Annotated in this window: 15 protein-coding genes; 4 read left to right on the top strand and 11 right to left on the bottom strand. The window is 36.4% G+C overall.

Annotation, left to right across the window (positions count from 1 at the left end; all coding sequences use genetic code 11):
* Positions 1-15 precede the first annotated feature (15 nt).
* Complete coding sequence (locus LZF87_RS12015) at positions 16-2076, top strand: S9 family peptidase (RefSeq protein WP_244339272.1); 2061 nt, start codon at positions 16-18, stop codon at positions 2074-2076.
* An 81-nt stretch (positions 2077-2157) separates the two neighbouring features.
* The gene (locus tag LZF87_RS12010; protein ID WP_244339270.1) at positions 2158-3198 is read left to right on the top strand and encodes a PLP-dependent cysteine synthase family protein; all 1041 of its coding nucleotides are present in this window, start codon (positions 2158-2160) and stop codon (positions 3196-3198) included.
* 361 nt (positions 3199-3559) lie between these two features.
* On the opposite strand, the gene LZF87_RS12005 is transcribed toward LZF87_RS12010, so the two are convergent.
* The 5 genes from LZF87_RS12005 to thrA all read right to left on the bottom strand — a co-directional run bounded on the left by LZF87_RS12005 (position 3560) and on the right by thrA (position 10213).
* Positions 3560-4270, bottom strand: a complete 711-nt coding sequence (locus tag LZF87_RS12005; RefSeq protein ID WP_023574841.1) for a YebC/PmpR family DNA-binding transcriptional regulator — start codon at positions 4268-4270, stop codon at positions 3560-3562.
* A gap of 112 nt (positions 4271-4382) precedes the next feature.
* A complete protein-coding gene (gene gcvT / locus LZF87_RS12000) occupies positions 4383-5465 on the bottom strand; it encodes a glycine cleavage system aminomethyltransferase GcvT (RefSeq protein ID WP_244339268.1) in 1083 nt (360 codons plus the stop codon).
* A 76-nt stretch (positions 5466-5541) separates the two neighbouring features.
* Entirely contained in the window at positions 5542-6828 is a 1287-nt protein-coding gene (gene thrC / locus LZF87_RS11995) for a threonine synthase (RefSeq protein WP_244339266.1), read from the bottom strand.
* A 10-nt stretch (positions 6829-6838) separates the two neighbouring features.
* A complete protein-coding gene (locus LZF87_RS11990) occupies positions 6839-7762 on the bottom strand; it encodes a homoserine kinase (RefSeq protein ID WP_244339263.1) in 924 nt (307 codons plus the stop codon).
* Positions 7763-7771: 9 nt separating this feature from the next.
* Positions 7772-10213, bottom strand: coding sequence for a bifunctional aspartate kinase/homoserine dehydrogenase I (gene thrA, locus LZF87_RS11985; RefSeq protein WP_244339260.1), 2442 nt, complete (start codon positions 10211-10213; stop codon positions 7772-7774).
* 357 nt (positions 10214-10570) lie between these two features.
* Here thrA and LZF87_RS11980 point away from each other — a divergent pair, with 357 nt between their 5' ends.
* On the top strand, positions 10571-11416 hold the full coding sequence (locus tag LZF87_RS11980; protein ID WP_244339257.1) for an NAD(P)H-hydrate dehydratase: 846 nt from the start codon (positions 10571-10573) through the stop codon (positions 11414-11416).
* A gap of 58 nt (positions 11417-11474) precedes the next feature.
* Here LZF87_RS11980 and LZF87_RS11975 read toward each other — a convergent pair whose 3' ends face one another.
* Positions 11475-12839 carry a TlpA family protein disulfide reductase gene (locus LZF87_RS11975; RefSeq protein ID WP_244339255.1) on the bottom strand — a complete coding sequence of 455 codons (1365 nt, stop codon included), beginning with the start codon at positions 12837-12839 and terminating at the stop codon, positions 11475-11477.
* Between the two features lie 129 nt (positions 12840-12968).
* On the opposite strand from LZF87_RS11975, the gene hutH reads away from it, so the two are divergent.
* Positions 12969-14477: a histidine ammonia-lyase gene (hutH, locus tag LZF87_RS11970; RefSeq protein WP_244339253.1), complete on the top strand. Its 1509-nt coding sequence runs from the start codon at positions 12969-12971 to the stop codon at positions 14475-14477.
* 27 nt (positions 14478-14504) lie between these two features.
* On the opposite strand, the gene LZF87_RS11965 is transcribed toward hutH, so the two are convergent.
* Genes LZF87_RS11965 through LZF87_RS11950 form a run of 5 tightly spaced genes read right to left on the bottom strand, consistent with a single transcriptional unit; the run spans position 14505 to position 16612 of the window.
* The gene (locus LZF87_RS11965) at positions 14505-14870 is read right to left on the bottom strand and encodes a DUF1304 domain-containing protein (protein ID WP_244339252.1); all 366 of its coding nucleotides are present in this window, start codon (positions 14868-14870) and stop codon (positions 14505-14507) included.
* 2 nt (positions 14871-14872) lie between these two features.
* Complete coding sequence (locus tag LZF87_RS14780; RefSeq protein WP_413614284.1) at positions 14873-15070, bottom strand: GldL-related protein; 198 nt, start codon at positions 15068-15070, stop codon at positions 14873-14875.
* Positions 15071-15078: 8 nt separating this feature from the next.
* Entirely contained in the window at positions 15079-15507 is a 429-nt protein-coding gene (locus tag LZF87_RS11960; protein ID WP_244339251.1) for an SRPBCC family protein, read from the bottom strand.
* Positions 15508-15523: 16 nt separating this feature from the next.
* Positions 15524-16102 (bottom strand): TMEM175 family protein, encoded by a 579-nt coding sequence (locus tag LZF87_RS11955; RefSeq protein WP_244339249.1) that lies wholly within the window; start codon positions 16100-16102, stop codon positions 15524-15526.
* A 6-nt stretch (positions 16103-16108) separates the two neighbouring features.
* Positions 16109-16612, bottom strand: coding sequence for a DUF421 domain-containing protein (locus LZF87_RS11950; RefSeq protein WP_244339241.1), 504 nt, complete (start codon positions 16610-16612; stop codon positions 16109-16111).
* Between the last annotated feature and the right edge of the window lie 44 nt (positions 16613-16656).

Here is a 16656-nt window from a genome sequence, read left to right as displayed (position 1 = left end):
AATAATAAACCTAAAATGGTAGAAACAATAACGGCACCTTTGGCAACCGTAAAGCCAAAACAACTTGAAAAACACGGACATATTCGTACAGACGATTATTATTGGTTGAATGAAAGGGAAAACCCGGAAGTAATCGATTACCTTAACAAGGAAAACGATTACTACAATAAAATGACAGAGCATACCAAACAATTTCAAGCCGATTTGTTTGAAGAAATGAAGTCAAGAATCAAAGAGGACGACAGTTCTGTTCCCTACCTGTATAACGGATATTATTATATTACCCGATTTGAAAAAGGGAAGGATTACCCGATTTATGCCAGAAAAAAAGGAAGTTTGGATGCTAATGAGGAAATCATGTTCGATTGCAACGAAATGGCAAAGGGATTTGCTTATTTTCAGTTGAGCGGACTGAGTGTCAGTGAAGATAACAAATGGTGTGCCTTTGGTGTTGATACGGTTTCCCGACGAGAATACACTATTCAGATAAAAAACCTTGAAACCGATGAAATTCTTCCGGTAAAATTGGAAAAAACTACAGGAGGTTCAACTTGGGCAGCCGATAACAAAACGCTGTTTTATACACGTAAGGATTTGGTAACACTGCGTTCCGATAAGATTTATAAGCATAAATTAGGTTCGGAAGCCAATGAAGATCAAGTGGTTTTTTATGAAAAAGACGATACGTTTTCTACCTTCATTTATAAAGAGAAATCGAAAAAATACCTTGTAATCGGCTCTTCGAGTACGCTTACATCGGAATATCAGATTTTAAGAGCTGATAATCCAGACGGTAAATTTGAAATGTTCCAAAAAAGAACACGCGGACTGGAATATTCCATTTCACATTTCGACGACAGTTTTTATGTGGTGACAAATAAAGACAAAGCGACCAATTTCAAATTGATGAAAACTCCTGAAACTTCCACTTCAAAAGACAATTGGGTGGATTTGATTCCGCACCGAAAAGATACTTTGCTGGAAGGTATTGATATTTTCAGGGATTATCTGGTTGTGGAAGAACGCAGCAATGGTTTGAACAAAATAAGAATCATGCCTTGGAGTGGGGAAGGAGAATATTATCTGCCTTTTGATATCGAAACCTATACGGCTTATACCACAACAAACGTTGATTTCGATACGGAAATTCTGCGTTACAGTTATCAGTCGATGGCCACTCCTCCTTCGGTTATTGATTTCAATATGAGAACCAAAGAAAAAACCATCAAAAAAGAGCAGGAAGTTCTTGGTGGAAAATTCGATAAAAATAATTACACCGAAGAGCGAATTTGGGCCACTGCCAAAGACGGAACCAAAGTACCTGTTTCTTTAGTGTACCGAAACGGAATAAAGAAAGACGGAGAAAATCCTTTATTGTTGTATGCGTACGGGTCTTATGGTTCTTCAATGGATCCTTATTTTTCATCCATCCGTTTGAGTTTGCTGGACAGAGGCTTTATCTATGGTATTGCGCATATCAGGGGCGGTGAAGATTTGGGACGCGAATGGTATGATAACGGGAAATTACTTAAAAAGAAAAATACATTTACCGATTTTATTGATTGTTCCCGATATGTAATCGAGCAAAAGTACACTTCTGAAAATCATTTGTATGCTGAAGGCGGTTCTGCCGGAGGATTGTTGATGGGAGTTGTGATAAACGAAGCACCGGAATTGTATAATGGTGTAATTGCCCAAGTCCCTTTTGTGGATGTTGTGACAACCATGTTGGATGAATCTATTCCGCTTACAACTGGTGAATATGACGAATGGGGGAATCCGAATGAGAAGAAATACTACGATTATATGCTTTCTTATTCCCCTTATGACAATATAACAAAGCAAAAATATCCAAATATGTTGGTGACAACAGGATTGCATGATTCTCAAGTGCAATATTGGGAGCCGGCTAAATGGGTAGCTAGATTAAGAGTTATGAAGCTGGGAGACAGTAAGTTATTTTTGGATACCAATATGGATACCGGACATGGTGGCGCTTCCGGAAGGTTTGAAGCGATTAAAGAAGTTGCAAAAGAGTATGCTTTTTTGTTAGATTTAGAAGGAATTAAAAAGTAGATAAAGAATTTTTTATACATTTGTAAGGTTGTGAACATTTCAGAAAATGATTATATTCACGCCTTGAGTAATTTATTTTTTATGAAAGAAGAAATAAAAGCCTATAATAATGTATTAGAATTAATAGGAAACACCCCCCTAATAAGGCTTAATACAATCACCGAAGGATTAAAAGGTAACTTTTACGCGAAAGTAGAGGCCTTTAATCCGGGACATTCAACAAAAGACAGAATTGCTCTTTACATAATAGAAGAAGCGGAGAAAAGAGGTATTTTAAAACCGGGTGATACGATTATCGAAACAACTTCCGGGAATACTGGTTTCAGTATAGCAATGGTTAGTATCATTAAAGGATACGATTGTGTTTTGGCTGTCAGTTCAAAATCTTCCAAAGATAAAATTGACATGTTGAGAGCAATGGGAGCAAAAGTATATGTTTGCCCTGCTCATGTTTCTGCCGATGATCCACGTTCTTATTATAATGTTGCAAAACGTTTACACGAAGAAACCAAAGGTTCGGTGTATATCAACCAGTATTTCAATGATTTGAATGTTGATGCACATTACAATTCCACAGGTCCTGAAATCTGGGAGCAGACAAAAGGAGGAATTACTCACCTTATTGCCTGCAGCGGTACAGGGGGAACAATTTCTGGAACAGCCCGTTTTTTAAAAGAAAAAAATCCAAACATAAAAGTTTTAGGTGTTGATGCTTTTGGATCGGTATTAAAAAAATACCACGAAACAAGAGAGTTTGACAACGAAGAAATTTACCCATACAGAATCGAAGGTTTAGGTAAAAATTTAATTCCTACTGCAACCGATTTTGATGCGATTGATAAATTTACCAAAGTAACTGACGAAGAAAGTGCTCATACGGCTCGAGAAATTGCCAAGAAAGAAGGTTTATTTGTGGGGTATACATCAGGAGCAGCCATGCAAGCTGTTAAGCAATTTGCTGAGGAAGGGGAGTTTGATGAAAACAGTAATATAGTTGTGATTTTCCCTGACCACGGTTCCCGTTACATGAGTAAAGTGTTCAGTGATGAATGGATGAATGAGCAAGGATTCTTTGATAGTATTAATGCTGAGGAAGTTCAAAAGATTGAATTCATAAAATAGACGTCTTAGACAGTTAGATTTCTAGACTTCTTAGATTGTTAGATATAGAGAAAGAAACTCCGCTGAAAAGTGGAGTTTTTTGTTTCTGGTTACTATGATTAAAGTGAAGGGACTGTCTAATTATGCTGTGATTCCGACGAAAGGAGGAATCCCCGCTGTGCATTATATGGTATCATATCATGAGATTCCTCCTTACGTCGGAATTGTAGACTTGTGCAGTGTTTTTTTATTTTACATGAGGAATTGTAGAATGTGATCCTTGATAAAGTTACTCGATAAAAAAAACTCCGAAGTATTCTCCGGAGTTATTTATATCTGTAAGTCTAAAAATCTAACTTTCTAAGAAGTCTGAAAATCCAATCTATTCCTGCATAGTGTGATAAACGTTCATTACGTCATCATCTTCTTCGATTTTCTCTAATAACTTCTCGACATCGGCAACTTGCTCCGGTGTTAATTCTTTTGTGATTTGAGGAATGCGTTCGAAACCGGATGATAAGATTTCAATGTTTCTGTTTTCAAGTTCTTTTTGTATAGCACCAAAACTTTCAAATGGAGCATACATTAATATACCGTCTTCGTCTGCGAAAATTTCTTCCACCCCAAAGTCGATCATTTCCAATTCCAGTTCTTCCACATCTTGGCCTTCTGAAGGGATACGGAAGTTACATGTATGGTCAAACATGAATTCTACAGAACCTTGTGTTCCCATAGTTCCGTTACATTTGTTGAAGTAACTTCTGATGTTGGCAACCGTTCTGTTGTTGTTATCGGTAGCAGTTTCAATCAGAATGGCAATCCCGTGAGGTGCATAGCCTTCGAATAAAACCTCCTTAAAATTGGCGGTATCTTTATCAGATGCTTTTTTAATTGCTCTCTCTACGTTGTCTTTTGGCATATTAGCTGCCTTTGCATTTTGTATAACAGCTCTTAAGCGGGAATTGGTCTCCGGATTTGGTCCACCCTCCTTAACAGCCATTACAATATCTTTTCCAATTCGTGTAAACGTTTTAGCCATTGCCGACCAACGTTTCATTTTACGTGCTTTTCTGAATTCAAATGCTCTTCCCATTTCTAAGAATATATTTTAAATGTATTTTTTTGTTCTAAACAAGATACAAAAGTAAAATTATTAATGTATTCTGCCAAAAAAGGAGGTTCTTTCGAGCCTCCTTTTGTGATAATTATTTTTTGTAAAATGGTAATTTAACCACTTTAGCTGCAACATCATTTTTTCTGATTCTGATGAAAATTTCGCTGTCAACAGAGGATAATGATGTTGGCACATAGCCTAAACCGATACCTTTGTTCATTGACGGCGACATAGTTCCTGAAGTAACAACTCCAATAACACTTCCGCTTCCGTCAACGATTTCATAATCATGACGTGGAATAGCGCGCTCAGTCATTTCAAAAGCAACTAATTTTCTAGCAACGCCTGATTCTTTTTGATTTTTAAGGTTTGCAGAATTGGTGAATTCTTTATCGAATTTCGTAATCCATCCCAAACCTGCCTCTAAAGGAGACGTTGTGTCGTTGATGTCATTTCCGTATAAGCAGAAGCCCATTTCTAAACGTAAAGTGTCACGAGCTGCTAATCCGATTGGTTTGATTCCGAATGCTGCACCAGCTTCAAATACTTTGTTCCAGATCAATTCAGCATTTTCATTTTTGAAGTAGATTTCAAAACCACCTGAACCTGTATATCCTGTTGCAGAAACAACTACATCTTTCACACCGGCAAATTCTCCGATTTGGAAAGAATAATAGGGCATGTTGACTAAATCAATTGAGGTTAACGACTGCATTGCTTCAGCTGCTTTCGGGCCTTGAATAGCCAACAAAGAGTAGCTGTCTGAAAGGTTTTGCATATCTACACCCATATCGTTATGAGAAGAAATCCAGTTCCAGTCTTTTTCAATATTTGAAGCGTTAACTACTAACATGTAGTGATTGTCTTCAATTTTATAAACGATTAAATCGTCAACAATTCCACCTTCATTGTTTGGTAAACAAGAATATTGTGCTTTTCCGTCAACTAATTTCGATGCATCGTTTGAAGTTACTTTCTGAATTAAAGCCAAAGCATTTTCGCCTTTCAAAAAGAATTCTCCCATGTGAGATACATCAAAAACACCTACGCCGTTACGAACAGTTTCGTGTTCTATGTTAACTCCTTCATACTGAACAGGCATGTTGTAACCTGCAAACGGAACCATTTTTGCTCCTAAACCTTCGTGAACGTGCGTTAATGCTGTATTTTTCATCTTGTGTTGATTGTTTGTTTTCGGTCGCTAAGTTATTGATTTTTTACGGAGTGGCAAAGTGATGTACCCACAGAAATCAAGAGCTTAAAAAATTTTTAAGATCGGTGTAGTTTTCTATTTTAATACTAACCTTTTGCTTCTTAAATAAGTCTTTTAATTGATTTGGTACTTGTAGTTTTAAATCTAAAGTATGTTCAACGGTTTCTGAAAATTTTATCGGATGGGCAGTTTCCAAAAATATACCAATAGAATCTTTTTTGTTTTCTAACTCTTTTTTTAGTCCCAAATAACCGGTTACACCGTGAGGTTCAGTTATATAGTTACTGTTCTTGTAAATTAATTTTATAGTTTCCAATGCCTTATCGTCATTAAATGAATAGGAAGTAAAATCTTGGAAAAACTTTTCCGTGTTATTTTTGTATAGTTCCTGGATTCTTATAAAGTTGCTCGGATCACTAACATCCATTGCATTTGAAAGTGTTGCGATGGTTTTACTTGGTTGATAATGACCATTTTTTAAAAAACGTGGCACAGTGTCGTTGGCATTTGTCGCTGCCACAAAATGTGAAACAGGTAATCCTAATCGTTTAGCCATCACTCCGGCACATATATTTCCGAAATTGCCACTGGGACAGGAAATTACGATTTGTTTTTGGCGTTTTTTTAAAGCCTTGTATGCAAAGAAATAATAGAACATTTGCGGCAGCCAACGTGCTATATTTATAGAGTTCGCAGATGTCAGATTAAGATTTTCAAGTTTGGTGTCTGAAAAGGCATTTTTTACCATTTCCTGACAATCGTCAAAAGTGCCGGCTACTTCCAAAGCAGTAATGTTCTTGCCTAAAGTAGTGAGTTGTAATTCCTGAATTTCGCTTACTTTTCCACTGGGATAAAGTATAACCACTTCTGTATTTTTTACTCCCAAAAAACCACTGGCAACGGCACCACCGGTATCTCCGGAAGTGGCTACTAAAACAATTGTTTTTGCATCAGCATTGTTGAAATAACTTAAACAACGCGACATAAACCTGGCACCGACATCTTTAAAAGCCATTGTGGGGCCATGAAATAGTTCAAGGGAAAAAATGTCTTTTTCTATTTCAACAAGCGGGAAATCAAATGAAAGGGTTTCGTCAATTATTTGTTTTAATTCTGTTTCAGGAATCGCATTGCCAACAAATTGTTTAATGCATTCGTAAGCAATTTCAGTATTGCTGTAATTTTCAATTGTATTATAAAATGAATCTTTTAAAGGCGTTATCTTTTCCGGAAAATACAGTCCTTTGTCAGGAGCCAATCCACGTAAAACTGCCTCTTTAAAACTTACTTTATGTTCATGGTTATGTAAACTGTAATATAGCATCTTTCAAAAATTATTCAATTATACGAATCCCGTCTGGGTTCACTTTTGAAATAAACGTCTCAAATGGAATGTCATTCTTTTGGTATATTTCTTTTAATTGATCATTAACAGAAGTAGCATTCTTCAAACCTTTATTTAAAGTAAAAATTGAAGGCCCTGAACCTGAAATTCCAGCTCCCAAGGCACCGTTTTCTATCGCAGTTTTTTTCGCCTGGTCAAAACCCGGAATAAATTTGCTTCTTAATGGTTCTACGATATAATCCGTAAGGGATCGTCCTATTAAATCATAATCATTGGTGTATAAACCGGCGACAAGACCTCCAACATTTCCCCATTGCCTGATAGCGTTTTTAAGTTTGATTTCAGGTTTTAGAATCGCTCTCATTTCGGATGTTTTAAGTTCGATGTGAGGATGCAAGATTGTTACATACAATTCTTCCGGACTTTTGATTTTTATTACATCCAAAGGATCATAACCGCGAACCAAAGTAAAGCCGCCAAGAAGGGCAGGTGCAACATTGTCCGCATGTTCATTGCCGCTGGCTAAAGCTTCGCCTTTCATTGCATAATATATCAGTTCGTTACCGGAAAAAGGTTCTCCCAGTAATTTATTAATTCCGAAAACAGCACCCGCCGCACTTGCTGCCGAACTGCCTATCCCGCTTCCGGCTTTTATTTTTTTATGAATTTCTATTTCGAAACCAAAATCTGTTTCATACGTATTTACTAATGCCAAAGCGGCAACGCCGGCTACGTTTTTGTCAATCTCCAGAGGTAAATCTGCGCCTGTTATTTTGGTAATCCGGATACCTTTTTTATTGGATTTCCGAACAATCATTTCATCTCCAATAGTATCCAGGCACAAGCCTAAAACATCAAATCCGCAAGAAAGATTCGCTACAGTCGCAGGGGAAAAAATTCTAATACTTTCCATAGATCTCAATTAAATGTTAGCGATTCGTATTACATCTGCAAAAATTCCCGAAGCTGTTACCGCAGCACCAGCACCTGCGCCTTTAATAAGCAAAGGTTGTTCGGCATATCTGTCAGTATGAAATAGGACGATATTATCTTTGCCTTCCAGATTGTAAAACGGATGTTCTTTTTCAATCAGTTGTAGACCGACTTTAGCTTTTCCGTTTTCAAATTCGGCTACATATTTTAAGCGACAGTTTTTCAATGATGCTTCCAAAAAGAGGTTTCTAAAATGTATTTCATTTTTTTCCAGCGCTTTAAAGAAGTCATTGATAGATTCTGCTTCCAGTACTTCATTTGGCAGGAAAGATTCATTCTGGATCTGGTCTATTTCCATCTGATAACCACTTTCCCGGATCAGGATTAAAATTTTCCGCATCACATCAATTCCACTCAGATCAATTTTGGGATCGGGCTCAGTATACCCTTCATTACCAGCTTGTTTTACAACGTCATGAAAACTGCAATCTGCGCTAAAATTATTAAAGATGAAATTTAAACTTCCTGACAATACGGCTTGGATTTTATTTACTTTGTCACCTGAAACAATAAGATTTTTTAGTGTATTGATTATTGGGAGTCCGGCACCAACATTGGTCTCAAATAAAAATGGTGCTCCATATTTCAGGGAAAGATTTTTTAATTGAACGTAATTTTCATAATCAGAGGAACATGCAATTTTATTGCAGGTAACCACAGCAACATTTTGCTTTAAGAAATGCTGGTAAATGGATGCGATTTGATTATCTGCCGTATTATCAATAAATATGCTGTTTCTAAGGTTTAATACTTCGACTTTTGAAAGAAATGAATCAATGCAGGCTATTTCTCCTCTTTTTAAAAGATTTTCCCAATTATTTAAATCAATACCGTCCTGGTCAAAAACCATAGTTTTGGAATTGCAAACAGCTATTACTCTGATGTTTATCTTCAGGTTATCTTTTAAATATCTTTTTTGTTGCTGAATTTGTTCAATAAACTTGCTGCCTACATTTCCAACACCGGCTATAAAAAGGTTGAGTTGCTTAATATTTCCTTCAAAGAACTTTTCATGAAGGCAATTCAAAGCTTTTTTTACATCTTTTTTATCGATAACGGCTGATATGTTTCTTTCGGATGCGCCCTGAGCAATGGCTCTGATATTTATATTGTTTTTTCCTAATGTGCTAAATATTTTTCCACTTAGGCCCTGATGATTTTTCATGTTTTCACCAACAACAGCTATGATGCACTGATTGTTTTCAACAAGTGAAGGCTTAATTTTTTGTTGTTTGATTTCGTATTTGAATTCTTCATCAATGGCTGCTTTAGCTTTAAGGGAATCGTTTTCTGAAACTGCAATGCATATAGAATGTTCCGATGAGGCCTGTGTAATTAAAATGATATTGATTTTTTCTTTTGCAATTGCCCCAAAAAGTCTTTGAGATACTCCATAAACACCTATTAAACCAGAACCTTCAACTGTAATTAATGCAATATCCCCAATATGACTGATTCCTTTAACGGGATTTCTGCTGTCATTCTTTTTGTTGTCTATAAGTGTGCCTATGGCTTCAGGTTCAAAAGTATTTTTAATTTGTACCGGAATATTTTTATTTAGAACAGGTTGAATTGTCGGAGCATACAAAACCTTAGCTCCAAAATGTGAAAGTTCCATGGCCTCTCTGTATAAAATATGATCTATAGGCTTGGCCTGTTTTACAATTTTGGGATTGGCAGTGTACATTCCGCTAACGTCTGTCCAAATTTCCAATTGATCGGCATCCAGAGCAGCCGCGATAATAGCTGCTGTATAATCAGAACCGCCGCGGCCAAGGGTAGTAATGTTTCCATTCTGATCTTTGGCAATAAAACCAGGAGCAATAATGATGTCTGCCTGACATCTTTCAAAATAATATTGAATAGAATAATCGGTTAATTCAAAATTTACTTCGGCATTGCCAAAATTTGAATTTGTTACGATTAGTTCCTGTGCATCCCAATAGGCTACTTTTTGTTTTTCGGATTTTAGTTTTTCATATACAATTCTTGAAGAGAGAATTTCACCAAAAGCCAGAATAAAATCTTTCTTTTTCGGAGATAATTCCCCAAGGTAAAAAGAACCTTTTAACAGATTATCGATTTGCCTGAAACAGCTTTCCACTTTTTCCAGTATGCCTCCCTGGTTTTTTTCAGGAATTACTTGAACGACAACATCACAATGCTTTTGATACAATTCTTTTAAAATGATTTCGTATTCGTCATTGTTTGACTGCGACTTGTTAATGGCTTCATTTAAAGCATCAGTCACTCCTTTTAAAGCAGAAATTACAACTACTTTACGCTCTTTATATTTCTCCAAAAGAGCTACAACTTTTATTATATTATGGGCATTGGCAACAGAAGTACCGCCAAATTTTAAGACTTTCATGATGAAAATATATTTAAATTTTTAAATGTTCAGAATGAATTTATCCTGTTAACAGATTAAATTTTGATAAATAACTCAAAAGAGAGTAAGAGCTCCTGCGTGTAAAAAATACACGTATACAAACGGATTATATGAATTGATTATACCCCAAACGGGGTAGTGGTAGTTGTTGCAGCCGTCGTTGAAGTAACTACAGTAGCAACTGCAACCAAAGAAGTGGTTGTGGATGAAACACTGTATGAATGATTGTTACTCAACATACTACAAATTTAAGCCTTTTTGGATTACAAAATATTTTCTTGCAAAATTAATTTTTGAAACAGTTAATTTTTGTAATTTTATATAAAGCTCATACCTATGGAAAATACTGTATTGATAGATAGAAATGAAGCTTTAAAACGTTTCAGACCAATTTCCGGGAACAGCCACAAAGGTGTCCAGGGGCATGCTTTGATTGTGGGTGGAAGCTATGGAAAAATGGGTTCTGTTTGCCTTTCTTCAAAAGCTTGTCTTAAAGCGGGTGCGGGTTTAGTTACGGCCTATATTCCCAAATGTGGTTATGAAATCATCCAGACGGCTCTTCCAGAAGCAATGGTTATAACTGATGATTACACAGATCACATAACAGCTATTGGGTATAAAATTAAAGTTGATGCTGTTGCGATAGGAATGGGATTGGGACAACATTCGGATACCCAGCACGCCTTGTATCATTTTCTGAAAATGACAACGCTCCCGATGGTTATTGATGCAGATGCTTTGAATATTCTCTCCGAAAACAAATCATGGTTTGAAATGTTACCAAATCAGGCCGTTTTAACACCTCATAAAAAAGAATTGGAACGCTTGATCGGAAGCTGGAGTTCTCATGACGAAATGATGGAAAAAGTGAAAGCTTTTTCAAGGGATTTCGATGTTGTATTGGTGATTAAAGGTGCACCAACTCATGTTGTCTATTTGGATTCGGTTTTTGAGAATACTACAGGAAATCAAGCTTTGGCAACTGCAGGAAGTGGTGATGTTTTAAGCGGAATTCTAGCGGGATTACTTTCTCAGGGATATGCTGCCGTTGATGCTGCTGTTCTGGGAGTTTATCTTCACGGTTTAACGGCAAACATAGCCGTACCTGAAATCGGGCATCATTCCTTCATTGCTTCGGACTGCATAGATAATCTCGGCAAGGCTTTTTTAAGTTTATATTAAAAAATAAACCCTTTCAGAATGAGTTTTCGAAAGGGTTTATTTTTGTATTTTGATAAGGCTATTTAATGCCTAATTCCTCAAATTTAGCGATCAATTTAGGATCGGATGGGCGAGGAGCATCTGCAGAGATAATGTTACCTTTCGGATCTACTAAAATGAATCTCGGAATACCTTCGATGGCATAATCTTGTACGAATTTAGAATTCCAGTCATTGTCGGCAATTAACTGAACACCGCCAAGTTTCTTTTCTTCCACAAATTTTCTCCATTTTTCGTAGTCTTTTTTAGTATCGATAGAAAGGCTTACGAATTCAATGTTTTTACCGTGATATTGCTCTTCCACTTTTTGTAAGCTTGGAATTTCACGACGGCAAGGCCCGCACCATGTTGCCCAAACGTCAATGTAAACGTATTTTCCTTTTAAGCTTTCTAAAGTTGTTTTTCCGCCTTTAAAGTTTTCGTAATCAAATTTAGGGGAAATATTTCCAGGAGTTAAGGTTTTTATTTTGTTGAATTTAACAGTCAGGTCTTTTTTGAACTTTTCGTCAGAAGACATTGCCATTAATTCATTGTAAAGCATCGCTGCATCAGGATTTCCTGCGCTTACTTCATATGATAAATTTTGAATATGAGCATTTTTGATTGCCGGGCTTTTTACTTTTTTGATTTCAGGCAATGCTAATTTGGATGTGTATTCCTCATTTTCTGCCATTTGAGACATCAATGCATTATTGAACTTTGTCGCAACAATCTGTTTGTAAGATGATGAAAATAAGAAGTCTTCCTGATTGTCCAAATCGATTTTATCATCAAATTTAGGGAAAGTGGCTGATGGTGTAAAACCTTCAATTTTAGCGTAATGAGCGTGGTAAGAAGGATAATTCAGAATTTGCAACTGCTCAAAATATCCGATACTCTTCATTTCATTTTTCTTGAAAGCTGCATCGGTAATTTTTGATTTGTTTAATAAATCTGTCATCGAAGTTTTTACCTCTTTCAATTTTGCTAAAAAAGCAGTTTCCTCCAAGGTGTAAAACTCCTGAACGTTACCCATCATTTTGTTAACAGTAGCCGATTTATCACTTAAATATTGATTTTCAGCACTTCCTTTTCCAGAATACTTCAAAGTCGTAGCGAAGTTTTTATCATCAAAATTGATTACAAGCGCTGTTCCTTTTGTTAAATACAAAGAAGTACGATTCGCTTTTGTAGCGAAATTATAAGTTCCGTTGTAATCAATCTGCAGGGTTTCAGAAAATGTTCCGTCAGCTTTTAAAATGATTTCTTTTTCAAAAGATTCTCCTTTAATCTTTAGTTTGCCGTCTTCTGTATTAGTGATTTTCCCGGAAACGGTAATGGTTTCTTTTGGCGTCGTAAAAGAAGCGAGAACTACTACCAGCAAAAGGTAAAGTGTGTTTTTCATGTTTAATAGTTTTTGATGCCCAAATATAATAATTGTATCCTATAATTTTTCATAATGAAATACTAATAATAAATCTTGCTTTTTAAACGCAATTTGCTGAATTTTGCCCCCTTAATATAACCACGCAAAATGGATACAGTACATTATATTAGTTCTGATGTTTTTTCTCTGGAATTACTTCAGGAAATCGTTTCCCAGAATAAAACCCTTGAATTGTCTGAAGAGGCACGCATCAACATTGAAAAATGCCGTGCTTATCTGGATGAGAAAATGCAGTCGCACAGTGAGCCTATTTATGGCATCAATACTGGTTTTGGGTCGTTATGCAACATCAAAATCTCTAATGAAAACCTTACAAAGCTTCAGGAGAATTTAGTGAAATCCCATGCTTGTGGAACGGGAGAAGAAGTGCCGCACGAGATTGTGAAAATCATGTTGTTGCTTAAAATTAAATCGTTGAGCTACGGAAATTCAGGTGTTCAATTAGTAACAGTTGAACGTCTAATTGATTTTTATAATAATGATATTTTGCCGGTAGTTTATACTCAGGGCTCATTAGGGGCATCTGGAGATTTGGCACCTTTGGCACATTTGTCATTACCGCTGATTGGAGAAGGAGAGGTTTATGTTGACGGCTTCCGCCAGCCTGCAAAGAAAGTGTTGGAGAAAATGAATTGGAAACCAATCGAATTGCAGTCAAAAGAAGGTTTGGCCTTATTAAACGGAACACAGTTCATGAGTTCATACGGTTGCTACATTCTTTTGAAAGCGATGAAATTAACATACCTGGCAGATGTAATCGGTGCGATTTCCTTGGAAGGTTTTGATGGAAGAATCGAACCTTTTAATGAATTGATCCACATTGTCCGTCCACATAAAGGGCAAATAAATACGGCAAGACGTTTCCAGGAATTATTGGAAGACAGCGAAATTATTGCTCAGCCAAAACAACACGTACAGGATCCGTATTCTTTCCGTTGTATTCCTCAGGTTCACGGTGCTTCAAAAGATGCTATTGACTATGTGAAAAAAGTGTTTAAAACAGAGATAAATTCGGTTACTGATAACCCTAATATTTTTGTGGATGAAGATCTGATTATTTCCGGAGGAAATTTCCATGGACAGCCTTTGGCTTTGGCTTTGGACTTTTTAGGAATCGCCTTGGCTGAAATTGGAAACATCTCTGAAAGAAGAACTTATCAGTTGATTTCAGGATTAAGAGAATTGCCAGCGTTTTTGGTAAGTAATCCGGGATTGAATTCAGGGTTTATGATTCCGCAATACACGGCTGCGAGTATCGTTAGCCAGAACAAGCAGTTGGCTACTCCTGCGAGTATCGACAGTATCGTTTCTTCAAACGGGCAGGAAGATCACGTGAGTATGGGGGCTAATGCGGCTACGAAATGTTTGAAGATTATGGAAAATCTTGAACGTATTTTAGCTATTGAATTGATGAATGCTTCTCAGGCGATCGAATTCAGAAGACCTCTAAAATCAAGTGAATTTATTGAGAGTTTCGTGAAATCATACCGTGAAGAAGTACCATTGGTAGAAGAAGACAGAATTTTACATTACGATATTGAAAAATCCATAGCTTTCCTGAACAGCTTACAGCTTGACAGCGAAGTTTTAGAATAACAAAAAAGCCTCTTAATTGAGGCTTTTTTATTTCATGAAATGTATACTGATTATTGCTAGTATCGCCGGAAGCGACTGTACATAAAAAATGGACTTTTGTACTGTAATAGCGCCATAAATACCTGCAACGAAAACGCAGCTCAAAAAGAATAGTGCCACGTTGAAACTCCAATGTGTATTACCGATGAATAGTGACCAAATAAGTCCTGCAGCCAGGAAACCATTATATAGTCCTTGATTTCCTGCTAACTGTTTAGTTTTTTCAAACATATCAGCTGGAACTTTCCGAAATACTTTTTTGGCATGGGTAGTCCAGGCAAATATTTCCAACCATACAATGTAAATATGAATGAAGGCGACTAAACTTATCAGTATTTTGGATAAAATAGTCATGCTTATTTGTTGAAAAAACCGTTTGGATTCTGATCTTTATAAATTTTGACTACGAGTGCTATACCTGCATACGCTTCACATAACATTCCTAATATTAACAGAGCAGAGGCATAAGGCCAATGCATAATTTTAAAAAGTGCTCCAATGATAGTTATGATAAAGCCCAGTATAAATGCAATTATGATATGCTTGTTTTTCATGTCTTGAATTAATTTCTGTCTTCAAACGGAGTAATGATCCCTTTTTCAAGGTATTGCTTTAATTCTCGTAATAAATTGGCCCAACAATAACTTGCAATTCGAAATTCCTGACTAACCTCATACCAGTTTGTGTGGTAAAACTGAACATAAGTCCGATCGCCGTTTTCTTGTTTTAAAATGAATCCAAAACTTGTCGGTAACCATTCTTCCATTGCATCTGTCATGGAAAATTCGATAGCTTCATTTTCATTAAATTTGGAAAGTGAAGCAAACCAATCGTATCCTTCGCCGAAATATAAATTGTATTTTTCGTTTAATCCGGGCTTTCCCTTGCAGTGTAGTGTCCACCAGTTGTTTAATCCTTGAGGTGTTGATACCGCTTCAAAGACTTTCTCCCTTGAAACGTTGATGATAAGGTCGTGATAAATGGTCTGCATAATTCTAAGATTTTGTTTATTGGGAATCGATGATTTTTTCAATCCGTTTATCCGGAATCAACCACATTAATGCAACAGCTATATACATGACTCCGGCAATAATAGCATTAAAGTTAGCACAAATTATCCCGATAAGGTACAAAATAGGAGAAATTTTTCCTTTTAAATCACTTCCGATGGCTTTTGAAAGTACTGAGTCGGAACCGTGGTTTTTCAGAATTTGAGATTGCAAAACAAAATAAGCTATCGCGGCCATTAAAAGTACAATACCATACATCGTCATTGGGAAAGGAGCAAAGTTATTTTCGCCAATCCATGCTGTTACAAAAGGAAATAATGACAGCCAGAATAACAAATGCAGGTTGGCCCAGAGAATTCCGCCGGTAACTCTTTTTACGGTATGCATCATGTGGTGATGGTTGTTCCAATAAATTCCGACATAGATAAAGCTCATTACATAGCTCAGGAACTTTGGAAACAAGGGGAGAAGCGATTCAATATCTTTTCCTTCCGGAACTTTTAATTCCAGGACCATAATAGTAATGATAATGGCCAATACACCATCACTAAAAGCTTCTAACCGATTTTTGTTCATGCAGAATTAACTTAAAGTTTTATGGGTTCTTCGTTTATGATGAGATTGTTTTAATTGTTTTTCTCCTGTTATGATACTGATGTTTCCGTCAATTTCCAACATTGCCAATTTCACATCTTTATAATGCTCCACACCGTGTTCTCGCATGGCTTCTTCTATCTCGTCCGATGTAATGCCTAATTTGGCTAGTGTTTGATATTCGATTTTTCCGTTATGAATAAGGATTTCCGGTTTGTCCTGAATTAAACTGCTTAATTTTTTGAAACGGTACATCAGCCTTTTTAAGATATAGCTGACTATGAACAAAACCAAAGCTGCTGCCAATCCTCCTAAAAGGCTGGTGTTACTCCCAACCATGGCATTTTGAACAGAATTACTGATCAGTAAAATCAGGATGACATCGGCGGTGTTGAGTTGAGAAAGTTCTTTTTTACCAAAAACACGCAAAGCGATAACCATAAATAAATATACGGCCACGCTTCGCAGTACTATGTCAAGGTATGTATTCATTTTTAAAATGCAGTTTCAAAATATTTGTATTATCACAAAATACT

Origin of the sequence: Flavobacterium enshiense, assembly GCF_022836875.1 — a bacterium.
In the GTDB taxonomy this organism is placed as follows: domain Bacteria; phylum Bacteroidota; class Bacteroidia; order Flavobacteriales; family Flavobacteriaceae; genus Flavobacterium; species Flavobacterium enshiense_A.
The sequence above is the reverse complement of the archived record's forward strand: the minus strand, read 5'-3'. Positions and strand labels throughout refer to the sequence as shown.